Source organism: Roseateles sp., from assembly GCF_039595295.1.
Classification (GTDB): Bacteria; Pseudomonadota; Gammaproteobacteria; order Burkholderiales; family Burkholderiaceae_C; genus Roseateles.
Genome location: NZ_JBCNLU010000011.1, coordinates 41,981 through 65,237, shown reverse-complemented (window position 1 = coordinate 65,237; position 23,257 = coordinate 41,981). Strand labels below are relative to the sequence as shown.

The following is a 23,257-nucleotide window of genomic DNA, read 5'->3' as shown; positions in this document are numbered from 1 at the left end:
TGAGACACCCACGCGTCGTCTCCACCCCAGCGGGCCGTCCCCGCGCCTCCAGGACTCGATCGTGATTTCCAAACTTCTCCGACGCCGTTTCGCACGGCTCGCCGCCGTGCTGACCGGGCTGTGCTGCACCTTCGCGCACGCCGGCAACTGGGACTACACCGACGCCTATTCACATGGCGGCTTGTGGGCCAAAGATCTGACCCAGCCCAGCTGGATGAAGGCCATCGGAGACGACCGACCGCTGCTGAGTCTGTCCATCCCCGGCACCCATGATTCCGCCTCCGTCGGCTATGGCGGAGATGCCGTCCAGAACCAAAGCATGTCCATCCCCGATCAACTGCGGGCGGGGATTCGATATCTGGATTTCCGCTGCCGTCTCGACAATGGCGATCTGCAGTTCCACCACGGCTTCGTCGGGATGCACAAGACCTGTGCCAGCGGCTTTGCCGACGTCGCGAGCTTCCTCGCCAAACACCCCAGCGAGACCGTGCTGATCAAGCTCCAGCAGGAATACTCCGAACGGCCCAACGCGGAACTTCAAGCCGCCTTCGACCCGATTTTCGCCACCTACGCGCACGTCATCTGGCAGGGCTACAACGAAACGCAGAATCCGCGCCTCGGTGAGGTGCGCGGCAAGATCGTCATCGTCAAGCGCTTCAATGAAAGGCAGCGCAATGGCCTGACCTACAACGATTTCAACATTCTCGACAACTACGAGATGGGAACCAATTGGGACTTGTACAGCCATTGGTCCAGGATCAAGTCGCGCTTGGCCTCGATGACGCCGAGCCCATACGGGGGCTACATCACCCACATCGTCGGCTCCGGCGGCTCGTTCCCCTACTTCGTGGCGAGCGGACGCAGCTCACCCGACGGCGGCCACCTCGTCACCGGCCTCACGACACCCGGCTGGTCCGGCAGCTACCCGGACTTCCCTCGCGACAGCTGCTTCATCGGGATCTGCAGCATCTACTTCAAAGGGCTCAACGAGCTCACCGCCGAGTATCTGAAGACCCGCATGCCAGCCTTCGCCGGCATCGTCGTCGCGGATTTTCCGGGCCGGTCGCTGATCGACGCCATCATCGAGCGCAATGCGAAGACCTGGAGGCAGGGAGACGTGGCCAGGGCCGGGGACGTCTACGTCTACAACAATCCCTACACCCACCTCGTCGAGTACTTCGCGGCCAAGCGGGACGGCGCTTACTGGTATTTCCCGATCGACGGTCGAGACAACAACGACTGGATCCTTCTGGGCAATCAATTCCCTGCAGGTCGGGACATCAAGTACTGGGTGCACTCGGCCGCATCGGCAGTCGGCGACATCTACGCCTACCGGAATCCGTTCACCCATTCCATCGATTACTTCAGGGCCAAGAAGGCCGGCTACTACGCCCATCAGAAACTCTGGTTCCCCACCAACCAGTCGTCGAACGCCTATTGGGAATTCATCCGCCAAGAGCCGTTCTGAAGGAGGCGTCCGGCTGCGCCGCCAACAGCGCCTGCAGCCCCTCCTCATCGAGGATGGCGACCCCCAGCTCCCTGGCTTTCTCCAGCTTCGACCCCGCCTCTTCACCCGCGATCACGAAGCTGGTCTTCTTCGACACCGACCCGCTGACCTTCCCGCCCGCCGCCTCGATGAGCGCCTTGGCCTCATCCCGCGACAGCGTCGGCAGCGTGCCCGTCAGCACCAGCGTCTTCCCCGCGAGCGGCTGCGGCCCCACCGGTTGCGACGCGGCCCCGTCGCTCTTCGGGTATTCCACCCCCGCCGCGAGCAGCTGCTCCACGACCTCCCGGTTGTGCGCCTCCCCAAAGAACGCGGCGACGCTCTTGGCCACCACCGGCCCGACGTCCTTGACCTCGAGCAGTTGCTCCTCGGTCGCCGCCATCAGCGCCTCCATGTTGCCGAAGTGCTTGGCCAGATCCTTGGCCGTGGTTTCGCCCACATGCCGGATGCCCAGCGCGAACAGGAAGCGGCCCAGCGTCGTGTGCTTGCTCTTCTCCAGCGCGTCGACCAGGTTCTGGGCGCTCTTCTCGCCCATGCGCTCCAGCGCCGTCAGCTTGGCCACGCCCAGCTTGTACAGCGCGGGCAGGCTGCCCACGATCCCGCCGTCGACCAGCTGATCGACCAGCTTGTCGCCCAGCCCCTCGATGTCCATCGCGCGCCGGCCGGCGAAGTGCAGCAGCGCCTGCTTGCGCTGCGCCGGGCAGAAGATGCCGCCGCTGCAGCGATGGTCGATGCCGCCTTTCTCCCGCACCACGTCGCTGCCGCAGATCGGGCAGTGCCGGGGCATGTGGAAGTTGGCGACATACGCCGCCCGCTTTGCGTCGACCTTGCCGACGATCTCCGGGATCACGTCCCCCGCCCGCCGCACGATCACCTGATCGCCGACCCGCACACCCTTGCGGCGTAGTTCGAAGACGTTGTGCAGCGTGGCATTGCTCACCGTGGTTCCGCCGACGAAGACCGGCTCCAGCTTGGCCACCGGCGTCAGCTTGCCGGTGCGGCCGACCTGGATCTCGATGCGGTCCAGCCGGGTGACCTGCTCCTGCGCGGGGTACTTGTGCGCCACCGCCCAGCGCGGCTCCCGCGACACGAACCCAAGCCGGCGCTGCAGCTCCCGGCTGTTGACCTTGTAGACCACGCCGTCGATGTCGAAGGGCAGCGCATCGCGCTTTTCGCCCATCTCACGGTGGAACTTCACCAGCCCCTGCGCGCCCAGCGCCACCGCGCGGTCCGCGCAGACCGGCAGACCGAAGGCCTGCAGCGCGTCCAGCATCGCGCTGTGCGTCGGCGGAATCTCCCAGCCCTGCACATCGCCCAGGCCGTAGGCGAAGAAGCTCAGCGGCCGTTGCCGCACCAGCTCGGGATCCAGCTGCCGGATCGCGCCCGCCGCCGTGTTGCGCGGATTCACGAAGGTCTTTTCATTGGCTTCGCGCTGGCGCTCGTTGAGCGCCTCGAAATCGTCGCGCCGCATGTAGACCTCGCCCCGCACCTCCAGCACCGCAATGCCGGGCGCAGCGGCGCCGTGCAGCCGCAAGGGAATCTGTCCGATCGTGCGCACGTTCTGGGTCACGTCCTCGCCGGTCTCGCCGTTGCCTCGCGTGGCCGCTTGCGTGAGCACGCCGTGCTCGTAACGCAGGTTGATGGCCAGCCCGTCGAACTTGAGCTCGGCCGCGTACTCGATGGGCGCCGCGCCGGGCTCGAGGTCCAGCTCGCGGCGCACGCGCGCGTCGAAGGCCTCGGCGCCGGTGGCCTCGGTGTCGGTCTCGGTCCGGATCGACAGCATCGGCACCGTGTGCCGCACCGGCACGAACCCGTCCAGCACCTTGCCCAGCACCCGCTGGGTCGGCGAGTCCGGCGTCAGCAGCTCGGGATAGGCCGCCTCGATGGCCTGCAGCTCCTGGAACAGCTTGTCGTACTCGGCATCGGGCAGCGAGGGCGTGTCCAGCACGTAATACAGATGGGCGTGGTGATGCAGCTGATCGCGGAGCTCGGCGGCGCGGGTCGCGGCCAGTTCCGGGGAGGCAGGAATCGGAGCGGAAATCATCCGCGGATTGTGTCTCAGCGTGGTCGCCGATTGAGGTCTCCCGAGCCATCGCGTGTCAGCAGCGACCGCCCCCGATTCCGAGCAGCACCGCACGCTCGAGCTGACTGGCGACCGTCAGATCGCCGACCTGGCCGGCGGGATACGCAACTGAGCGCCGGCGTCCAAGCCCCGCCCCCTTTCGCCCTGCGTTCTCTTCCCGTGAACCTCTTCTTGATCCTCCCGTCCGCGACGAGCGCCCGAGCGCAGCCCCGTCGCCTCATCACGCCCGCGATCCGCGGCCTGTTGCTGGGTCTGACCTTCGGGTTGAGCGGGACCGCAGCCTGGAGCGCCTCGGGCGCCTGCTTCGACGCAGCCGGCGCGCGCTACGGCGTGTCCCCCACGCTGCTGGCGGCCATCGCCTGGCAGGAGTCGGGCATGAACCCGTCCGCCTCCCACCGCAATGCCAACGGCACGTCCGACATCGGGCTGATGCAGATCAATTCGTCCTGGCTGCCCAAGCTGGCCCGCCACGGCGTCAGCGAGCGCGACCTGCGCGACCCCTGCGTCAATATCCTGGTCGGCGCCTGGATCCTCGCCTCGAACCTGCGGGAGATGGGGGTCAGCATCCAGGGGCTGGGTGCGTACAACGCACGCGACCCGGTCAAGCGAGTCGCGTATGCGCGCCAAGTGCTGCGGCGCTACATGGTGCTGAAGCAGCCGGCCCTGAATCCGCCGGCGCTGCCGCGACCGGCCCTCACCTTGCCACCGGCACGGGATGCCGCGCGGATCAGTCCGGCGCAGCGTCTGCCGTCGCGCCCGCGCTGACGACGCGCGCAATCATGACCTGGTCGACGCGGTGGCTGTCCACGTCGACGACCTCGAAGCGCCAGCCGTGCCATTCGACGACGTCGGTGCGCTTGGGGATGCGGCGCAGCATCACCATCAGGAAGCCGGCCAGCGTGTCGTACTGGCCGTGGTGCGGGAAGTCGTCCACGCCCAGCGCGCGCTGGACGTCGGGAATCGGCGTGATGCCGTCGGCCAGGAAACTGCCGTCGTCGCGGCGGATGATCTGCTGCTCTTCCTCGTCGGTGGAGACCATTGCGCCCATCACCGTGCTCATCACGTCGTTCAGCGTGATCACGCCCACGACCAGCGAGTACTCGTTGACGATGACCGCAAAGTCCTCATGCGCCTGGCGGAACTGGGTTAGCACCTCGGCCAGCGTCAGGCGGTCGGGAACGATCAGCACCTTCTTGATCAGCGCCGGCTCGGCGCGCAGCGAGATGACCTCGCCGCGCAGCACGCGCTGGAACAGATCGGTCGCGTCCACGTAGCCGACCACGCGATCGATGTCCTGGTCGCAGACCAGATAGGTCGAGTGCGGCGAATCCGCGATCCGCGTGCGCACCAGCGCCTCGTCATCGTCCAGCGAGAAGTAGACGATGCGCTCGCGCGAGGTCATCGAGGACTCGACGGTGCGGGTCTCCAGCTCGAAGACGTTCTCGATCACCTGCTGCTCCGCCGCGGCGAGCACGCCCGCCTGATGGCCGGCCGCGGCCAGCGCGAGGATGTCGTCATGGGTGATGGTGTTGTCGGGCGTGACCGGCCGGCCCAGGAGTCGCAGCAGGCCGTCCGACACCGCGTTCAGCGCCCAGGTCAGCGGCTTCAGCACCACGGTCAACAGCAGCATGGGCCGGATCAGGACCATGGCTACCCGTTCCGGCTCGTTCATCGACAGGCGCTTCGGGAGCAGGTCCGCCAGCACGACGAAGAGGATGGTCACGCAGGTGAAGGACAGGCCGAAGGCCAGTCGCTGCGCGGTATCGACGTCGATCAGCGGACGCAGCAGCGTCTCGAAGTGCGGAGTCAGCGCGCCCTCCCCGACCACGCCGGCCAGGATGGCCAGCGTGTTCACGCCGATCTGCACCACGGTGAAGTAGTGGCCGGGCTGCTCCTGCACCTTGAGCACTTGAGCGGCCCGGGGGTCGCCCTCGTCCGCCAGCTGGCGGAGCTTGAGCCGCCGCGATGCGGCCAAGGACAACTCCGCCATCGAGAAGAAGGCGCTGGCGGAAATCAGCAACAGGATGAGCAGCAGGCTGGAACTCAAGGCGGCTTTCAGCGTGGGGAAGCCGCCAGTGTAACGAGCACCCTCGGCTCGCCCCATCGCCGTGACGGGGGAGAACCCGGGGTCCCCACCGACTCATCGCGGTCGCGGCCTACTTGATGAAGTAGCCCGTCACCCGCCAGGCGCGATCCGCATCGCGCACGGCGACCACGGTCTCGACCGAGCCCGGCTTCTTCTCGAAAGCAGTGTCGAACTGGATGACGACGTACTCGCCCGCCGGCGCATTGGGCAGCTCGTGGGTCAGTTGGGCGGACTTGAGCGTGCGGGTCGTGGGCGCCCCCAGCGGTGTGCGCAGCGAGGTCAGCGCCGCGGTCCAGTCGTTGCGGGCGACCTCGTCGCGGAAGCCCTTGGACGCCTGGTCCCAGCTCTCCGGGTACTTGCCGCCGTCGACCTGGCGCAGCCAGGTGGTGGCGGACTTGGTGGCGGCATCGGTCGCCTCGGTGACCTGCGGCGTGGGCGCGGACTTGGCGGCCGTCTGCGCCGGTTGGCCGGTCTGCGCCGACACCGGCAGCGCGACCGCCAGCGCCAAGGCGGCGGCCCAGGCCGCGCTCAGGTTGGCCGGCGTGATCAGGTTCATCTTTCTCATAACACCTCCTCATGTCAGGCCCGATCCGGGCGGTCGGGCGAAGTGTGCTCCCGGCAAATGTCGCTCCCGAGACAAGCCCCGCCATGGTTCGCCCACATCGCGATGTCCTTGATCCGACGTCAAGGGTCGAACCCGGGTCCGCCGCTTGCTTGGCGTTTGTAGACTGCCCCGCGCCGTCCCCGCATCCCTGTCACGAGGACCTCGCCCCGATGCTTCCAACGCCCGCCGGCAACGACGCCACGGCCCCGCTTCCGCCTTCGCCGATACCCCGCGCCGCGCCGCAATGGCGGCACTTCCTGGACGGAGGGGGCGAGATGGGCGAGCGCATGCGCGCGCTGGACTGGACCTCCACGCCCATGGGTCCGCCGGACGGCTGGCCCCAGTCGCTCAAGACCGCGGTGCGGATGATGCTGGACTCCCGCTACGCGATGTGGATGGCGTGGGGGGCGGAGGTGACCTTCCTGTGCAACGACGCCTATCTGCCCACGCTGGGCCTGAAGCGCGAATGGGCCCTGGGCGCGCGATCGGAGCGGGTCTGGGCCGAGGTCTGGGACGCCGCCTACAGCCGGATCCGGCATGTGCTCACCACCGGCGAGGCCACCTGGGACGAGGGCTTGCTGCTGTTCCTGGAGCGCAGCGGCTTCCCGGAAGAGACCTATCACACCTTCTCCTACAGCCCGGTCTACGACGACACGCTGCGGGTCACCGGCATGCTGTGCGTGGTCACCGAGGTCACGGACCGCGTGATCGGCGAACGGCGCTTGCGGGTGCTGCGCGATCTGGCCGCGCGCAGCGTCGGCGCCGAGGACCCGTCCGACTGCGCGCGCCGCACCTGCGACGTGCTGTCGGACTTTCCGCTCGACCTGCCTTTCGCGGCGCTGTATCTGACGGAGCCCGGCGGGCTGCGCGCGCGCCGGGTCTGCTGCTCGGGCGAGCACGTCGAGACGCAGTTCCCCGAGCGCCTGAACCTGGACGATCCGCCCGACGGCTGGCCGCTGCGGGCGCTCTACCAGGACGAATCGGCGCAGGAGCTGCCTTCGCTGGACGCGCTGGGCGTGCGGCTGAGCCTGCCCCCCTGGCCGGAATCGGTGGAGCGCGCCGTGCTGCTGCCGCTCAAGAGCGCGGGCAAGGAACTGGCCGGTTTTCTGGTTGCCGGGCTGAGCCCGCGACGCCCGGCGGACGAGGCCGCACGAGCCTTCCTGAATCTGATCGCGGGCCAGATCGCCGCGGCGCTGGCCGATGCGCAGGCCTACGAGGCCGAACGTCGACGCGCCGAATCGCTGGCCGAGCTGGACCGTGCCAAGACGGTGTTCTTTTCGAATGTCAGCCACGAGTTCCGCACGCCGCTGACGCTGATGCTGGGCCCGCTGGAGGAGTTGATCTCGGCGCCGGGCCTGAACGCGGCGCAGCACGATCGGCTGGCGCTGGTGCTGCGCAACGCGGGGCGGCTGCAGCGGCTGGTCAACACACTGCTGGACTTCTCGCGCATCGAAGCGGGACGCGCGCTGGCGCGCTATGAGGCGACCGACCTGGCGGCCCTCACCCGCGATCTTGCAAGCACCTTCCGCTCGGCGATGGAGCGCGCGGAGCTGGATTTCGTCGTCGATTGTCCGCCCTTGCCCGACGCGGTGCATGTGGACCGCGAGATGTGGGAGAAGGTCGTCCTGAACCTGCTGTCCAACGCCTTCAAGTTCACGCTGAGCGGCGCCATCACCGTGCGCCTGCGCGAGGAAGGCCGCGATCCGCGGCTGGCGGTGCTGGAGGTGGCCGACACCGGCACCGGCATCCCGCCGGACGAGCTGCCGCGCGTCTTCGAGCGCTTTCACCGCGTGGCCGGCGCGGAAGGCCGCACCCACGAGGGCTCCGGCATCGGGCTGGCGTTGGTGCAGGAACTGGTGAAGCTGCACGGCGGCCGCATCGAGGCCTCCAGCGTGCTGGGCCAGGGCTCGCTGTTCCGCGTGCTGGTGCCGGTGGGCACCGCCCACCTGCCCGCCGATCGCGTCGAGACCACGCGGGCCGACGCGCCCGGCCCTGCGAGCACGACCTCGGCACGCTCATTCGTCGAGGAGGCGCTGCGCTGGCTGCCGACGCCCGAGGCAATGCCGTCGCCGGACAGCACGATCGATCGGGGCGCCCTGCCCGCCTCGGACCGACGCTTCGCGCCGACCTTCGGCGCGCGGGTGCTGCTGGCCGACGACAACGGCGACATGCGCGGCTACCTGCGCGATCTGCTGTCGCCGTACTACGCGGTGGAGGCCGTGTCGGACGGCTTGCAGGCGCTGGAAGCGGCGCGCCGCGAGCCGCCGGACCTGATCGTCAGCGACGTCATGATGCCGAGGCTGGATGGATTGGCGCTGCTCGCGGCGATCCGCGCGGACGAGCGGCTGGGCGGCGTGCCGATGGTGCTGCTGTCGGCGCGGGCTGGCGAGGAGGCCCGCATCGAGGGCCTGGACGCCGGCGCGGACGATTACATGATCAAGCCCTTCTCCGCGCGGGAACTGCTCGCGCGGCTGGGGGCGCTGCTGGAGCTGCGACGGCTGCGGCAGTCGGCCGAGGCTTCATTCCGGCTGAGGACCGAGCAGTTCGAGACACTGCTGAACGAGGCGCCGATGGGCGTGTTCCTCGTCGCGCACGATGGCGAGGCCTTCCGGATGCGAGAGGCCAATCCCACGGCGCGAGCGACCTTCGGCAATGCGCCGGACCTGATGGACAGCCGCTTCGACGAACTCGTGGAGCGGCAATGGGGCCATCCGCTGGCGGACCAGATCGTCAGCCTGTTCGCGCGGACCTGGGTCTCGGGCGAGTCCTATTACACGCCCGAGTTCATCCAGGAACGGACCGATCTGGGCATCACCGAGGCCTATGAATGGCAGATCAACCGGATCCCCTTGCCGGACGGGACGGCGGGTGTGGTCTGCTATTTCCGGGAGATCTCCGCGCATCTGAAGGCGCGGCGGCGGCTGGAGGCGGCGGATCGTCAGAAAGATCAGTTCCTGGCGATGCTCGCGCACGAGCTGCGCAACCCGATCGCGCCGATCCGCAGCGCGGGCGACGTGCTCGCGCGCCTGGGTCTGCCGGACGATCGCTCGCGCCAGATGGTCGCCATCATTCGTCGGCAGGTCGAGACGCTGACGCGGCTGGTCGACGACTTGCTCGATGTCTCGCGCATCACCGAGGGACGCATCGAGTTGCAGCTGCTGCCGGTGATGCTGCCGGAGGTGATCGCGCAGGCGGTGGAGACGGTGGAGCCGCTGATGCGCGAGAAGCGCCATCGCTTCTCCGTCACCGCCGGCCGTCCGCTGGTCGTGAAGGCGGATCAGGCGCGACTGGTGCAATGCGTGGCCAACGTCTTGACGAATGCCGCGAAGTACACCGACTCGGAGGGCCGCATCGAGTTGATCGTCAGCGCCGAGGCCGCCAAGCCGGGCGAGGCGCCGATGGCGCTGGTGACGATCAAGGACGACGGCGCCGGCATCGCACCGGAGTTGCTGGCGACGATGTTCGATCTCTTCGTCCAGGGCGATCGCACGCTGGACCGATCGCAAGGGGGATTGGGGATCGGGCTCTCGCTCGTCCGTCGTCTGATCGAGATGCACGGCGGCCGCATCGACGCGCACAGCGACGGCATCGCGCAGGGCGCGAGCTTCGAGCTGCGGGTGCCGTTGATCTCCGCGGCGGTCTAGGCCCCAGTCACTCCCTCGCCCGCTTGCGGGAGAGGGCTGGGGAGAGGGTCTTCAACCCCTTCGCGAGCGTCTGCTTCGTCCCCCAGTACTCGCGCCACGGGTCGTCCTTCTGGAAGCTGAGCCGGTCGCGCGCGTTCGTGATGGTCCACTGATCCGCCCGCTTCACCTCGGCAAGTTCATCCCAGTCGATCGGCATCGACACCCCCATCCCGGGCCGGGACCGCGCGGAAAAGGCCACCGCGGTCGTCTGCCCTTCCCCGTTCCTGAGGTAATCAGGAAAGATCTTCCCGACGCGATTCCTGGGCCCGCTCTTGGCCGAGAACTGCTTGGGGAACACCTCTGCCAAGTGCTGCACGACCGCCTGACTGAACGCCTTCGCCGTCGCGTGGTCATGCCGCCGCTCCAGCGGCACGACGACATGCAGGCCCTTCCCGCCGCTGGTCTTCAACCAGCACTGGAGCCCCAGCTCCTTGAGCAGCGCGCGCGTCACCAGGGCCGCCTCCGCCACGGTCTTGAAGCTCACGCCCTCGCCCGGGTCCAGGTCGAAGATGATGCGATCCGGGCGATCGAGCCGGTCATCCTGCGCATTCCAGGTGTGGAACTCCACCGCGTTCAGCTGCGTGAACTGCATCAGCGTGGCCGCGTCCGGGATGACGATCAGCGCGTCGCCCTCCACATGCTTCTGGAAGAACAGCTGACCCTCGATGCCCTCGGGTGCGCGGACGATCGCCACGGGGCGGCGGGCCAGGTGCGGCATCAGCCACTCGGCGATGCTCTCGTAATAGCGGACCACGTCGATCTTGGTCAGCCCGGTGGAGGGATCGACGACGCGATCGGGATGGCTGATGCGAAGCTGACCGCCGGCGGTCGACGTCGACGTCTTTGATGTCGCCTTGGCTGCCTTGGCTGCCTTGGCTGCCTTGGCTGCCTTGGCTGCCTTGATGGGGGGCTTCTCCTCGGCCCGCGTCGCCGAGGCCTTCACCTTCTCCGCCGGCTTCGCCGATTCGCGCCGGATGTCCTTGGCCGGCTTGTCCTCCCGCTCGCCCTGGAAGGAGGCGTGACGGATATGCCCGTCCGGCGTCCACTCCGCGAAGGCGACCTCCGCCACCAGCTTCGGCTTCACCCAGCGTGCCCCGCCGCCCGCGCGTCCGCTCATCCGCGCCCAATGACTGCGCGCGATCGTGGCCTCGTCGAAGTGCGGCGTCTTCTGCTCGATGGCGCTCAGGCGCTTGTGCAGATCGCCGGCCAGCTTCATCGACCAGCCAGTGCCCACGCGCCCCGCATAGCGCAGCTTCCCGCCCTCGTAATAGCCCAGCAGCAAGCTCCCCAGCGCTTGGCCGCCGTCGGAGCGATCGGTGAAGCCGACCACCACGAACTCCTGCCGCTGCTGGCACTTGAGCTTCACCCAACTGTCGCCGCGGGAGGAGACATACGGGCTGTCCGGCCGCTTCAGGATCAGCCCCTCGAGCCGCATTTGGCAGGCGGCGGCGAGCATCTCCTCGGGCGGCACGGCGAAGTCCTCGCTGAAGCGCAGGGGCGAGTCCTGCTCGACTTCGCTCCCGGCCATCAGCGCGCGCAGGACCGCTCGCCGATGGACGAGCGGCACTTCACGCAGATCGTGGCCGTTGAGAAATGGCGCATCAAACAGGAAGTAGACGATGTCCGCCTGCCGCGATCGCGCCGGCTGCCCGATGGCGTTCTGCAGCAGGTTGAAATCGGGGGCGCCGTCGTCGCGCAGCACGACGATCTCCCCGTCCAGCCAGCCGCTGTCGACGCCCAATCCGGCGAGCGCTTGCGCCAGCGCCGGCAGCCGGTCGGTCCAGTCGTTGCCGCCGCGCGTGATCAGCCGCGGCTGGCCCTTGTCGATGCGCGCCATCAGCCGATAGCCGTCGAACTTGGCCTCCGCGACCCACTCGCCCGGCGGCGTCGCGCTGACCAGCGTCGCCAGCTGCGGCGCGAGCGTCGCCGGCAGGCGCGCCTTCTTGGCGCGGCTCAGGTCGGGCTCGCCCGGCGCGGTGTCGCCGCCCGCCTCAGCCGCCGCCGGCTCACGGTCCTCGATCAATCCCAGGGGCTGCTGGATCACGCTGTCGGGCAGCGCGACGGTGACGTCGTAATCGGCATGCGATCGCTCCAGCCCGTCGTGCTTCTTGATCAGCAACCACTGCTCGCGCTTCGACGTGCCGCGCGAGGTCCTGATCAGCTGCCACAGCCCCGCCAGCTTCTGCCCGTGCAGCCGAAACACCAGCTTGCCGTCGCGCAGGCCCTGGGCCGCGTCGCCTTCAGGCGTCCAGGTGCCGTTGTCCCAGACGATGACCTCCCCTGCGCCGTACTGCTTGGGCGGGATGGTGCCTTCGAAGCCGCCATAGGACAGCGGATGGTCCTCGACATGGATCGCCATCCGGCGTTCCTTCGGGTCGTAGGACGGCCCCTTGGGCACCGCCCAGCTGAGCAGCACGCCGTCCAGCTCCAGCCGGAAGTCGTAATGCAGATGGCTGGCCCAATGCTTCTGCACGACGAAGGACAGCGCTTGCCTCGCCCCGCGCGCGCCGGGCTTGGCGGCGCGCCGCGGCCGCGAGCGCGGCGCCGGCTCATCGGGCTCAGAGGTGATGCGGAAATCGCGCTTGCTCCGGTAGCGCGCGAGCGGATCGTGGCGGGGTGTGGTCGGCATCTCAAGCCGCCTTGGACTTCTTCTTGCCGCCCAGGCTGCGCCGCAGCAACTCGGTCAGGTCGACCACATTGCCGCTCTCGTCGCGCGAGCCGGATTCGGGCTCGGCCTCCAACGGCGTGACGGTCTCGGTCTTGCCCTGCTCGACCTTGCGCGCGATCAGCCTGCGGATCGCGGCGGTGAACTCGTCGTGATAGTCCTCGGGGTGCCAATCGGTGCTCATCTCGTCGATGAGCTGGCGTGCCATCTGCAGCTCGGCCTGCTTGAAGCCGTGCGCGGACTTCCCCTCCGCCGGCAGGTTCAGGTCCTCGCAGGGGCGGATCTCGTTGGCCCAGCGCAGCATGCCGATCATCAGCGCCGGGCCGGCCGGCAGCAGCGCGGCCAAGTGCTCCTTGCTGTGGATCACCAGACGCGCGATCGCGATCAGGCCCGCGTCCGACATCGCCTCGCGCAGCAGCGCGTAGACCTTGCTGGCCTTGCCGACGGGCTCCAGGTAATAGGGCTTCTCCAGGTAGACGAAGGAGACCTGCGTTGCGGGGACGAAGGTCTCGATCTCGATGGTCTGCGTGGTGGTGGGATAGGCCTTGCGGATCTCGTCGTCGGAGACCAGCACGTAATCGCCGTTCTCCTGCTTCACGCCCTTGACGATCTGGGACTTGTCGATGTCCTTGCCGGTGCGCTTGTTGATGCGCTTGTAGCCGACCGGATCCATGGTGCGCTTGTCCAGCCAGTCGAAGTCCACGCCCTGATCGCGCGAGGCCGGATACAGCGCCACCGGCACATGCAGCAGACCGAAACTGATCGCGCCTTTCCAGATCGCGCGGCGGGCGGCCGGCGCGGTGTCGCTGTCGCCACGAGCGGTGCTCTTGGCGTCAGCGGCCTTGCTCGTGCTGGCGCGGCTTGTCCGGTGCCCGCCGCTGCCCGCGTGGCCGGCGTGGTCAGCGTTGGAGGCTCGTTTGCGCGATGGCGACGCCGCGCGCGGCGCGGACTTGCGAGGGGTGCGGGAGTTGGTGCTCGAAGCGGCGGCGCGAGTGGGCATGCGGACCTCGATGACAAATCGTCGGCGCGACGGAAGTTCTCACAAGGCAAGCGACGCGCCCACGCGCGTCTCATTCGACGCACCCGGAGCTCGCCAGGCCTCCGAGCCAGAACCGGACGCAGCGGCGCGCAGCGGGCATCTGGCTTGCTCTGACGCGGGAATCGTCGGCTTGTCCGACCCTTCTCAGACATTCCATGACGCCAGTGACCGACGCCCTCCTTCCGCAGCCGCCTCATCCGACGACGACCGGCAGCAGCGCGGAAGGCAGCGCGGGAAACATCGGCTCGACGCGAGGGCCGCTCCATGCGGATCGTCGCGCGGGTGGCCGGGCGCTGGCGCAGCGCTTGTGCGGCTATGCCGATCGCGAGGACGTACTGGTCCTGGCCTTGCCGCGCGGCGGCGTGCCGGTGGCAGCGGAGGTCGCGCAGGCTTTGGGGGCGCCGCTGGACATTCTGGTGGTGCGCAAGCTCGGCCTGCCCGGCCAGCCGGAGTACGCGATGGGCGCGATCGCGTCAGGCGATGTGCGGGTGCTCAACACGCAGGTGATCCAGCAGCTGAAGCTCAGCGCCTCGGCGATCGAGCTCGTCACCCGAGCGGAACTGCGCGAGTTGCATCGGCGCGAGAAGTTGTATCGCGGCGACAGGCCACCGCCCATCGTGCGGGGCCGGCAGGTGATCCTGGTGGACGACGGGATGGCCACGGGCGCCACCATGCGGGCGGGAGTGCAGGCGCTGCGGGAGATGCATCCGGCGCGCATCGTCGTCGCGGTGCCGGTCGCGGCGCCGGAGACCTGCCCGCTGCTGGGGCAGGACGCGGATGAGGTGATCTGCGGCCACACGCCGGATCGCTTCCGGTCGGTCGGGGAGTGGTATGCGAGGTTTGAGCAGACGTCGGATGAGGAGGTGCGGCGGGCACTGGACCCGAGCCGGCGACCGCCTCTGCCTGTCAACTGATCGCTGAGTTCTCCAGCGCCAGCGGAACTCCGAATCCCGACTCCCGGGGTCGAGCGGCAATGAATGGATGCGCCGACAAGAATGCCGCCCAGCGAGGATCCTCGCTGAAGCGCGGACGCTCGTCCTCCACGCCGAGCGCCAAGTCATCCTTTCGCGAATGCCAGATGCCGTAGCAGCGCCCTGGCTGATTGCGATGGAACGACTCCCAGGAGAGTCCATGCGCCAGATGCCCGTACCTTCGATGCAGCTCCAAGGCCAGCCATTGATAGGCCTGGTGATCGGATCCGCATTCGCCTCGCAACTTGAAGACCTTGCGATTGCGACCATCCAAAGGAATGAACAGCCCCGCTCGCCCAAGCCTGAACGTCGCGATACGCAAGGCTTGCGCGACCTCGGGTAGCCAGACGACACCCTCTCGGTCATCTCGCAGGATGCGAGTTTCGGCGGCCACGCATTGGATCTCGGTCGCGGTGTAGAGCACGGCGTACTCCGACTTGTAGCCGGGTGGAGGATCGACGCGGCTGTTGCGGAACTCGGGGGGCGGCGGTTGCCATTCGCCGCCAGTCCGTTGGAATCCTCGAAGTAGCGGTAACTCGCCAGGGTCGAGGATCTCCGCCTCCAATTGCCAGCCCTTGAAATCGGGCAGAGAAGCAACACGCATGATGTTCAACCCCTCCAATGCCAGACTTCGTCGTGCACAGCTCCGAGTACCGCGCTGAAGCGCGAGTCGGGATCCTTGGACAAGTACAGCAAGGCTTCTGAATCAAGCCTGCTGTCGTAGAGCCGATGTCCGAGAAGGACCTCCAAGGGCAGCGCCCAGGCCAGCAAGACGTGAGGCATCACGAAGAAAGTGGCGATGGCGAAGTTGTCCAGCCGAGATTGCGGATCCTCGCTCGCTTCGCGAAAGCGCCTCAGGATCTCCTCGAGACGGGCGCCAGCCACTCCCTTCAAGCCCTGGTAAAGCGGATAGACCACCCCGCCTTGCGCCTTGTCGTGAAGGGTGAAGAGTCGCCCGTCGCGCGTCATTTGCTCGACCTCCGCGACCGAGACGTCAAGCAGCTGCGCCATCTTCGTGACCGATCCCCTGCTCGTGGCGATCGCGAAGATCGCCGGGTCGACCTCAGGGGCGGGATCCCTCGTCAAGGCGCAGAGGTCCGGCGCTCGCCGAATCCTCCAACTGGGCACATGCCCACCCGAATCGTGTTCGCTTCCAATCGTCATCACGTCTTCACCACCCCCCATTGCTGGAGCGGCGCCCATCAACACAGAAGCCTTGCACTGTGCCGATGAGGTGACGTGTGAACCATGACCGATTCCTCTGTGAACCGGTCGGGCGCCCCTCGAGAAAAGTGGGCGCCCTGACTTGAAGTGCTGGAAGGCGTCAGCTCAACTGAACAAGCGTCTCGCGACCGCGCTGCCCGCCGCCAGATCGCGCGCGGCCAGCGACTTGTAGAGCTCCGCCAGCTCCTGCCCGATGGACTGGAAGGCGTGCAGGTTGAGCACCTGTCCGCGGTCGTCGCAGACGTCGGCCTCGAAATCGCGCGCCAAGCCGCGCGCCGACTCCTGCCAGGTCGCGAAAGGCTCCAGCGCCTCCGGCGTCTGCAGCACGTCCAGCGCCAAGGTGAGTTCCCGCAGCGACGAGGTCTGCGGATCGTCCGCGAGCGCCGCCTGCGCATCGAAGTTCAGCGTCAGCAGCGGCGGCGCGCCCTCCTCCGCCGCCGGCAGCACCAGCCGGCCCGGGATCGCGCCCGGCACGAAGCCGTGACGCAGCGCCCCCTGCTGCACGAAGCCCAGCGTCCAGGCCGCGCCTCGCGCGCGCAGCACGATGGCCAGCTGCGCATCGTGACCGGCGGCGAACTGGTCCAGCTCGCGCGCCCGCGCCACCACGTCCAGCATGTCGGGGAACTCGGGCATCGCGCCGATGCCGTCGGCGAAGCCCTGGATCTTCTGGATGAACTCCGAGTACTCGATCTCGTTGAGCGCGCCGCTGCGGTTGGCCATCTGCAGACCGGCCTGGAACTCGCTGTAGCGCTGGCCCGGCTGCGGCAGCTCCCAGTCGCCGCTGTCGACGTTCAGGCCTTCGACCTGGAAGGGCTTGGTCCCCGCGCGCCGGCTGCCCGGCAGGTGCGACAAGGCCATCTCGCCGCTCACGGGAGACTCCGGCGTCAGCGTCGAGATCGCGTCGATCAGCGCATCGATGCGGGTCGAGGTCTTGCGCGCGCGGTTGACCGCCGGCACCGTCTCGTCCAGCGTGCGCAAGTCCGGCAGCCCGCCCGCGTCATGGCCGTCCAGCGTGATCGCGGGCTCGCCGCCCGCATCCGCGCCCGCCGTGAGGCTGGGCTCGTGGCGGTCACCCGCCGGGGTCACCGGCTCGGCGCGCCGCGGGCCCGCCTTGCGCGCGCTCCACCAGCCCTGCGCCAGCAGGCCCACCAGCACCACGCCGCCCAGCGCTGCGAGCAGCGTCGTCAGGTTCCAGTCCGTCGTCATCGCGTCTTTGCTCCTGCGGCGTCGCGCGCGCCATGCGCCGCGGTCGCCGTCGTCATCCTCATTGCTCCGCCATCGCCAGCGCGGACTCCATGTCCACCGCCACGATCCGCGACACGCCCTGCTCCTGCATCGTCACGCCGATCAACTGCTCCGCCATTTCCATGGCGATCTTGTTGTGCGAAATGAACAGGAACTGCGTGACCTTGCTCATCTCCGCCACCAGGCGTGCATAGCGCTCGGTGTTGGCGTCGTCCAGCGGCGCGTCCACCTCGTCCAGCAGGCAGAAGGGGGCCGGGTTCAGCTGGAAGATCGCGAACACCAGCGCGATCGCGGTCAGCGCCTTCTCGCCGCCCGAGAGCAGGTGGATCGTCGAGTTCTTCTTGCCCGGCGGCTGTGCCATCACCTGCACGCCCGCGTCCAGGATCTCGTCGCCGGTCATCACCAGCTTGGCCTGGCCGCCGCCGAACAGGCTCGGGAACATGCGGCCGAAATGGTCGTTGACCTGCGTGAACGTGGCGCCCAGCAGGTCGCGCGTCTCCAGGTCGATCTTGTGGATCGCGTCCTCCAGCGTGGTGATCGCGCTGGTCAGGTCGGCGAACTGCGAGTCCAGGAAGGTCTTGCGCTCGCGCGCCGCGCCCAGTTCGTCCAGCGCCGCCAGGTTGACCGCGCCGAGCGCCGCGATGTCGCGGGTGATGCGGTCGATCTCGCCCTGCAGGCCGTAGAGCTTGACGCCGCCTTCCTCGATGCCCTTGCCCAGCGCCTCCAGATCGACGTTGGCCGCGACCAGCTGCTCCATGAACTGCGCGCCGCCCAGCGAGGCGGCCTGCTCGTCCAGCTGCAGCTTGGTGATGCGCTCGCGCAGCGGATCGAGCGCGCGCTCGATGCCCATGCGGCCTTCCTCGGCGCGCTTCAGGCGCAGGCTGAGGTCGTCGTAGTTGGCGCGCACGGCGGCCAGCGCCTGCTCGCGCTCCATGCGCACGGCCAGCGCGTCCTCCAGCCCGGCCTGCGCCGCGGCGTCGTCCAGCTCGGCGCGTTCCTGCGCCATGTTCTGCACCGTCTGCTCGTTGACCTGCACCTGCTGGCGCGAGGTCTCGATCGCGCGCTGCAGCTCGCCGCGCTTGGCCGTCAGCGCGCGGGCGCTGAAGACCGCCTCCTGCGCGCGCCGCTCCAGCACGCGCTGATGCTCGCGCGCCTCGGTCAGCTTGCGCTCGGCGTTGATCACGGATTCATCGAGCTCGGCGTGCTTCTCCTGCGTCGTCGCGAGCTGCATGTCCAGCTCCTCGAAACGCGCCTCGCCCTCCATGCGGCGCTCCATCAGCGCCTCGGTCTGGGCGTCGATCTCGCCGATCTCCTCGTCCAGTTGAGTCCGACGCGCCACCGCGGCCTCGGTCTGCTGCGCCAGTCGCAGCAGCTCGACCTGCAGTTGATGCGCGCGGCCCTGCGTCTCGGTGGCCTCGCGGCGCAGCACCGACAGGCGCTGAGCGGCTTCGGTGTAGGCGGCCTCGGCGCGGATGGCCTGGGCGCGGGCCTCGTCGGCCATCAGCGTCTGGGCGCGCTGCTCGCGATCCAGGTTCTCGATCTCCTGCGCGCGGGCGAGCAGACCGGCGGTCTCGCTGTCCGGCGCATAGAAGCTGACCGCGAACTGGCTCACCGCGTGACCCTCGCGGGTCATGATGACCTCGCCATGGCTGAGTCTGGGCCGGTCCTGCAGCGCCTGCGCGATGGACTCCGCCGTGTAGACGCCCTCCAGCCAGTCGTTCATCAAGGCCTTCAGGCCGTTGGACTCCAGCTTGAGCAGATCGCTCAGCGGCGCCAGCGCGCGATGCGTGTTGGCGATCTCGCCCGAGGGCAGCGAATAGAAGGCCAGACGCGCCGGTGGCGCGTCGGACGCGAAGGCCTGCACCGTCTCCAGCCGGCCCACCGACAATGCGCCCATGCGCTCGCGCAGCGCGGCTTCCAGCGCGTTCTCCCAGCCTGGCGTGACGTGCAGCTGCGTCCACAGGCCCTTGATGTCCTGCAGGCCGTGCTTGGCCAGCCACGGCTTGAGCTTGCCCTCGGTCTGCACCTTCTCCTGCAGCGCGCGCAGCGCGGTCAGGCGGGCGACGATGTCGGTCAGCTTGGCGGCTTGCTGCTGTGATTCCTGCTGGGCCTGTTGACGCGTCTCGTCGGCGGCGGGCACCGCTTCGGCCAGTTCCGCCAGCCGCGCGTCGGCGACGGCCTGCTGCTCGTCCGCGGCGGTCGAGAGCCGGCGGATCTCGTCCAGCTTGTCATGCTGCGGCGCCGCCAGGCCCTGACGTTCCTGGCCCAGCCGGTCGCGACGGCCGCGCAGGCCCTTGAGCTGCTCGTCCACGCTGCGGCTCTCGGCCGCCAGCACCTGGATCTGCTGCTGGACCTGCGTCACCTGCGTGCGCTGCTCGTTGGCGCGGGCCTGCGCGGCGCGCACCTGGTCCTCGACCTCGGGCAGCTTCATCGCCTGATCCTCGGCCTGCGCGGCGAGGATCTCGCTCTGCTCCTCGGCCTGGGCGATCTGGGTCGCGACCTCGTCGAGCTCGGCCTGCGCCTGCTCGGCGCGTTCCTGCCATTGCTGGTTCTGCGCCTGCAGCTCGATCAGCCGCTGTTCCAGCCGCTGGCGGCCCTCGACCACATAGCGGATGCGTTCCTCCAGCCGGCTCACCGCCATCTGCGCCTCGGCCATGCGGCCCTGCTCGGCGTGGAGCTCGTCGCCCGCGGCGTAATGGGCCTGGCGCACGGTCTCGAGCTCGGCCTCGATCTGGCGCAGTTCGGCCATCTTGGCTTCCAGCGCGTTCACCGCTTCCGAGTGCTCGGTCTTCACGCGGGCCGACTCGCCGGCCGCGTCGCGGTGCTTGAGGAACCACAGCTGATGCAGCTTCAGCGTGCCCTGCTCCTGCAGCTGGCGGTAATTCGCGGCGACCTCGGCCTGGCGCTCCAGCTTCTCGAGGTTGCTGTTGAGCTCGCGCAGGATGTCCTCGACGCGGGTCAGGTTCTCGCGCGTGTCCTTGAGGCGGTTCTCGGTCTCGCGGCGGCGCTCCTTGTACTTGGAGACGCCCGCGGCTTCCTCGAGGAACATGCGCAGTTCCTCGGGCTTGGATTCGATGATCCGGCTGATCGTGCCCTGGCCGATGATGGCGTAGGCGCGCGGCCCCAGGCCCGTGCCCAGGAACACGTCCTGCACGTCGCGGCGCCGCACCGGCTGGTTGTTGATGAAGTAGCTCGACGTCCCGTCGCGCGTGAGCACGCGCTTGACGGCGATCTCGGTGAACTGGTTCCACTGGCCGCCGGCGCGCGCGCTGGCGTTGTCGAACACCAGTTCCACGCTGGAGCGGCTGGCGGGCTTGCGGTTGCCCGAGCCGTTGAAGATCACGTCCTGCATGGACTCGCCGCGCAGTTCGCTGGCCTTGCTTTCGCCCAGCACCCAGCGCACCGCGTCCATGATGTTGGACTTGCCGCAGCCGTTGGGACCGACCACGCCGACCAGTTGCCCGGGCAGCTGGAAGTTGGTCGGATCGGCAAAGGACTTGAAGCCCGAGAGCTTGATCGAGTTCAGTCGCATCGAGAGGTTCGAACCATGACCTCGCTCGAAGGTGAGCTAAGCCTTTGATTTGATTGTGGAAACGCCCCGCGAAGGGGCGTCCGGTTCGCGGCGGATGATACCATCGCGCCCTTCGTCTTCCGGCCGTCGCCGCCCTCTGAAGCAGCGACCCGTCCGGCTCAAGAAATCCATCCCTGCTCCCCATGGCCAAGAACACTCCCGCCAAGCCGGCCGCGAAGGCTGCCGCATCGTCTTCGCTCAAGGCGACCCCGCTGAAGATGATCGCCCCGATCAAGGCCGACAAGGCCAACCCGGCCGCGAAACCCGCCAAGCCGGCCAAGGCCGCGAAGGCTTCCAAGGCCGACACCGCGGTCGCGCCCAAGATGCGTGAGATGCCGCCCAACCCGCCCAGCCGCCCGAGCAAGGAGATCCACGTCTTCCCCAACCCGGCCCCGGAGCGCGATTACGTCATCCAGTTCCAGATCCCGGAGTTCACCTGCCACTGCCCGCTGACGGGCCAGCCGGACTTCGCCCACTTCACGATCGACATGATCGCGGATCAGTTCTGCGTCGAGCTCAAGAGCCTGAAGATGTACTTCTGGAGCTACCGCGACGAAGGCGCGTTCCACGAGAAGGTGACCAACACCATCCTCGAGGACATCGTGAAGGTCACGAACCCGCGCTTCATCCGCATCACGGCCAAGTGGTACGTGCGCGGCGGCATCTACACGAACGTGGTCACCGAGCACCGCAAGAAGGGTTGGAAGCCGCTGCCGGCCGTCGACCTGCCGGCGCACGCTTTCGAGACCGGCCTGCTGCGTTGAGCTGAGGAGTCATGGCCCTCGCCTACGACACACGCACGCAGTTCGTCGCGGTCGCGCTCAAGCGCAGCCGCATCGACGGCTACGGCGTGTTCGCGGCGGAGCCCATTCCCGCCGGCACGCGGCTGGGCCTGCTGACCGGTGAATCGATCACCGTCGCGGAGGCGCGCCGCCGCGCGCAGGAGAGCGCCCGGCTGATGCTGGTGGAGCTCTCACCCGCGAGGGCGATCGATTGCAGCCGCTCGCAGGACGCGATGCGCTTCACCAACCACAGCTGCCGCCCCAACGCCCGCATCCAGGTCGAGGACGGCGAGGTCAGCTTCTTCGCGCTGGAGGACCTCGAGCCCGGCGCGGAGATCACCGTCGACTACGGCGTGACGCATCACGAGGGCCGGTTGGCCTGCCGGTGCGGGGCCGAGGGGTGTCGAGGGGCGCTCTGAACGACAACCCTTCGTTGTCGACATAAGCACCCCTGAGACGCCCGGCCGCGCACCTCGCCGGCCTATCATTTCGCGCATGAGCTCCACTCCCGCCACGCCGCCGGTCAATCCACGACTGGCGCTGCTGAACCCCTATCCGTTCGAGCGTCTGCGCGCCCTGACCCAGGGCATCGTCCCGAACCCCGAGTACCGTCCCATCTCGCTGGGCATCGGCGAGCCCAAGCACCCCGCGCCCAAGCTGGTCGAGGACGCACTGATGGCCAACCTCAAGGGCCTGTCCAGCTACCCCGCCACCGCCGGCGACCCCAAGCTGCGCGAGGCCATCACCGGCTGGCTGCAGCGTCGCTACGGACTCGCGCTCGATCCCGCCACGCAGGTGCTGCCGGTCAACGGCTCGCGCGAGGCGCTGTTCGCCTTCGCGCAGGTGGTGGTCGACCCGGCGCGTCCCGGCGCGACCGTGGTCTGCCCCAATCCCTTCTATCAAATCTACGAGGGCGCGGCCCTGCTCGCCGGCGCCCAGCCGGCCTTCGCCAACTCCGACCCGAAACGCAATTTCGCCGCCGACTGGTCGCAGATCGACGACGCGACCTGGGCCCGCACCCAGCTGCTGTTCGTCTGCTCGCCCGGCAACCCGACCGGCGCCGTCATGCCGCTGTCCGAGTGGAAGACGCTGTTCGAGCTCAGCGACCGCCACGGCTTCGTGATCGCGTCGGACGAGTGCTACTCCGAGATCTATTTCCGCGAAGGCCCCGATGCCGCGCCGCTGTCCGGCCTGCAGGCCGCCGCGCAGCTCGGCCGCACCGACTATCGCAACCTGATCGCCTTCACCAGCCTGTCCAAGCGCTCCAACGTCCCGGGCATGCGCTCGGGCTTCGTGGCCGGCGATGCGACATGGATCAAGCGCTTCCTGTTGTACCGGACCTATCACGGCTCGGCCATGAGCCCGATGATCCAGGCCGCCAGCATCGCCGCCTGGAACGACGAGGACCACGTCATCGCCAACCGCGCCCAGTACCGCGCCAAGTTCGCGGCCGTCACGCCGGTGCTGGCGGAGGTCCTGGACGTCGCGCTGCCCGACGCGGGTTTCTACCTGTGGGCCGCCGTGCCAGACGGTAACGATGTCGCCTTCGCCCAGCAGCTGCTCGCTCAATACAATGTCGGGGTTCTGCCCGGCAGTCTGCTGGCCCGCGACGCCCACGGCATCAACCCCGGCGCCGGCCGCATCCGCCTGGCCCTGGTGGCCGAACAGGCCGAATGCCTGGAAGCCGCCCACCGCATCCGATCCTTCGTGAAGCCCGCCTGAGTTCCATCCGGCCTCGACCCGCCCGCGACTCGACTTCGACCTGAACTCCGCGACGCTCGCACTGCCAACCCCTTCTTC

16 protein-coding genes are annotated in these 23,257 nt (G+C 68.4%); 7 read left to right on the top strand and 9 right to left on the bottom strand.

Annotated features, from left to right (window positions below; all coding sequences use genetic code 11):
- Positions 1–61 precede the first annotated feature (61 nt).
- Positions 62–1,468, top strand: coding sequence for a phosphatidylinositol-specific phospholipase C (locus ABDW59_RS10705; protein ID WP_343629734.1), 1,407 nt, complete (start codon positions 62–64; stop codon positions 1,466–1,468).
- Here ABDW59_RS10705 and ligA read toward each other — a convergent pair.
- The gene (ligA, locus tag ABDW59_RS10700) at positions 1,446–3,548 is read right to left on the bottom strand and encodes an NAD-dependent DNA ligase LigA (protein WP_343629733.1); all 2,103 of its coding nucleotides are present in this window, start codon (positions 3,546–3,548) and stop codon (positions 1,446–1,448) included. The two genes, ABDW59_RS10705 and ligA, sit on opposite strands and share 23 nt — an antisense overlap.
- A gap of 210 nt (positions 3,549–3,758) precedes the next feature.
- Here ligA and ABDW59_RS10695 point away from each other — a divergent pair, with 210 nt between their 5' ends.
- On the top strand, positions 3,759–4,352 hold the full coding sequence (locus ABDW59_RS10695; protein WP_343629732.1) for a lytic transglycosylase domain-containing protein: 594 nt from the start codon (positions 3,759–3,761) through the stop codon (positions 4,350–4,352).
- On the opposite strand, the gene ABDW59_RS10690 is transcribed toward ABDW59_RS10695, so the two are convergent.
- On the bottom strand, positions 4,315–5,691 hold the full coding sequence (locus ABDW59_RS10690) for a hemolysin family protein (RefSeq protein ID WP_343629731.1): 1,377 nt from the start codon (positions 5,689–5,691) through the stop codon (positions 4,315–4,317). The two genes, ABDW59_RS10695 and ABDW59_RS10690, sit on opposite strands and share 38 nt — an antisense overlap.
- A 52-nt stretch (positions 5,692–5,743) precedes the next feature.
- Positions 5,744–6,238 carry a DUF4019 domain-containing protein gene (locus tag ABDW59_RS10685; RefSeq protein WP_343629730.1) on the bottom strand — a complete coding sequence of 165 codons (495 nt, stop codon included), beginning with the start codon at positions 6,236–6,238 and terminating at the stop codon, positions 5,744–5,746.
- Positions 6,239–6,447: 209 nt separating this feature from the next.
- Here ABDW59_RS10685 and ABDW59_RS10680 point away from each other — a divergent pair, with 209 nt between their 5' ends.
- Positions 6,448–9,921 carry an ATP-binding protein gene (locus ABDW59_RS10680; RefSeq protein WP_343629729.1) on the top strand — a complete coding sequence of 1,158 codons (3,474 nt, stop codon included), beginning with the start codon at positions 6,448–6,450 and terminating at the stop codon, positions 9,919–9,921.
- Between the two features lie 7 nt (positions 9,922–9,928).
- Here the strand turns inward: ABDW59_RS10680 and ligD are convergent, their stop codons facing one another.
- Positions 9,929–12,589, bottom strand: coding sequence for a DNA ligase D (ligD, locus tag ABDW59_RS10675; protein ID WP_343629727.1), 2,661 nt, complete (start codon positions 12,587–12,589; stop codon positions 9,929–9,931).
- A gap of 1 nt (position 12,590) precedes the next feature.
- Positions 12,591–13,625, bottom strand: coding sequence for a Ku protein (locus tag ABDW59_RS10670; protein ID WP_343629725.1), 1,035 nt, complete (start codon positions 13,623–13,625; stop codon positions 12,591–12,593).
- Between the two features lie 194 nt (positions 13,626–13,819).
- On the opposite strand from ABDW59_RS10670, the gene ABDW59_RS10665 reads away from it, so the two are divergent.
- On the top strand, positions 13,820–14,578 hold the full coding sequence (locus tag ABDW59_RS10665) for a phosphoribosyltransferase (protein ID WP_343629723.1): 759 nt from the start codon (positions 13,820–13,822) through the stop codon (positions 14,576–14,578).
- Here the strand turns inward: ABDW59_RS10665 and ABDW59_RS10660 are convergent.
- The 4 genes from ABDW59_RS10660 to smc form a co-directional block, all read right to left on the bottom strand.
- On the bottom strand, positions 14,571–15,239 hold the full coding sequence (locus ABDW59_RS10660) for an RES domain-containing protein (protein WP_343629832.1): 669 nt from the start codon (positions 15,237–15,239) through the stop codon (positions 14,571–14,573). The genes ABDW59_RS10665 and ABDW59_RS10660 overlap by 8 nt on opposite strands.
- 5 nt (positions 15,240–15,244) lie before the next feature.
- Positions 15,245–15,646 (bottom strand): hypothetical protein, encoded by a 402-nt coding sequence (locus ABDW59_RS10655; protein ID WP_343629721.1) that lies wholly within the window; start codon positions 15,644–15,646, stop codon positions 15,245–15,247.
- A 318-nt stretch (positions 15,647–15,964) separates the two neighbouring features.
- Positions 15,965–17,065: a cell division protein FtsZ gene (locus ABDW59_RS10650; RefSeq protein ID WP_343629719.1), complete on the bottom strand. Its 1,101-nt coding sequence runs from the start codon at positions 17,063–17,065 to the stop codon at positions 15,965–15,967.
- A 58-nt stretch (positions 17,066–17,123) separates the two neighbouring features.
- Positions 17,124–20,636 (bottom strand): chromosome segregation protein SMC, encoded by a 3,513-nt coding sequence (gene smc / locus ABDW59_RS10645; protein ID WP_343629717.1) that lies wholly within the window; start codon positions 20,634–20,636, stop codon positions 17,124–17,126.
- 371 nt (positions 20,637–21,007) lie between these two features.
- Between smc and queF the strand changes: the two genes are divergently transcribed.
- The 3 genes from queF to dapC all read left to right on the top strand — a co-directional run bounded on the left by queF (position 21,008) and on the right by dapC (position 23,179).
- Complete coding sequence (gene queF / locus ABDW59_RS10640; RefSeq protein ID WP_343629831.1) at positions 21,008–21,439, top strand: preQ(1) synthase; 432 nt, start codon at positions 21,008–21,010, stop codon at positions 21,437–21,439.
- Between the two features lie 11 nt (positions 21,440–21,450).
- Positions 21,451–21,876: an SET domain-containing protein-lysine N-methyltransferase gene (locus ABDW59_RS10635; RefSeq protein WP_343629715.1), complete on the top strand. Its 426-nt coding sequence runs from the start codon at positions 21,451–21,453 to the stop codon at positions 21,874–21,876.
- 76 nt (positions 21,877–21,952) lie between these two features.
- Positions 21,953–23,179, top strand: a complete 1,227-nt coding sequence (gene dapC / locus ABDW59_RS10630) for a succinyldiaminopimelate transaminase (RefSeq protein WP_343629713.1) — start codon at positions 21,953–21,955, stop codon at positions 23,177–23,179.
- The last annotated feature ends 78 nt before the right edge of the window (positions 23,180–23,257 follow it).

Coding starts and splice junctions, on each gene's coding strand:
- ligA (WP_343629733.1), bottom strand. CDS start 3,548: ATGATTTCCGCTCCGATTCCTGCCTCCCCGGAACTGGCCGCGACCCGC.
- ABDW59_RS10690 (WP_343629731.1), bottom strand. CDS start 5,691: ATGGGGCGAGCCGAGGGTGCTCGTTACACTGGCGGCTTCCCCACGCTG.
- ABDW59_RS10685 (WP_343629730.1), bottom strand. CDS start 6,238: ATGAGAAAGATGAACCTGATCACGCCGGCCAACCTGAGCGCGGCCTGG.
- ABDW59_RS10680 (WP_343629729.1), top strand. CDS start 6,448: ATGCTTCCAACGCCCGCCGGCAACGACGCCACGGCCCCGCTTCCGCCT.
- ligD (WP_343629727.1), bottom strand. CDS start 12,589: ATGCCGACCACACCCCGCCACGATCCGCTCGCGCGCTACCGGAGCAAG.
- ABDW59_RS10670 (WP_343629725.1), bottom strand. CDS start 13,625: ATGCCCACTCGCGCCGCCGCTTCGAGCACCAACTCCCGCACCCCTCGC.
- ABDW59_RS10665 (WP_343629723.1), top strand. CDS start 13,820: ATGACGCCAGTGACCGACGCCCTCCTTCCGCAGCCGCCTCATCCGACG.
- ABDW59_RS10660 (WP_343629832.1), bottom strand. CDS start 15,239: ATGCGTGTTGCTTCTCTGCCCGATTTCAAGGGCTGGCAATTGGAGGCG.
- ABDW59_RS10655 (WP_343629721.1), bottom strand. CDS start 15,646: ATGGCGCAGCTGCTTGACGTCTCGGTCGCGGAGGTCGAGCAAATGACG.
- ABDW59_RS10650 (WP_343629719.1), bottom strand. CDS start 17,065: ATGACGACGGACTGGAACCTGACGACGCTGCTCGCAGCGCTGGGCGGC.
- smc (WP_343629717.1), bottom strand. CDS start 20,636: ATGCGACTGAACTCGATCAAGCTCTCGGGCTTCAAGTCCTTTGCCGAT.
- queF (WP_343629831.1), top strand. CDS start 21,008: ATGCCGCCCAACCCGCCCAGCCGCCCGAGCAAGGAGATCCACGTCTTC.
- ABDW59_RS10635 (WP_343629715.1), top strand. CDS start 21,451: ATGGCCCTCGCCTACGACACACGCACGCAGTTCGTCGCGGTCGCGCTC.
- dapC (WP_343629713.1), top strand. CDS start 21,953: ATGAGCTCCACTCCCGCCACGCCGCCGGTCAATCCACGACTGGCGCTG.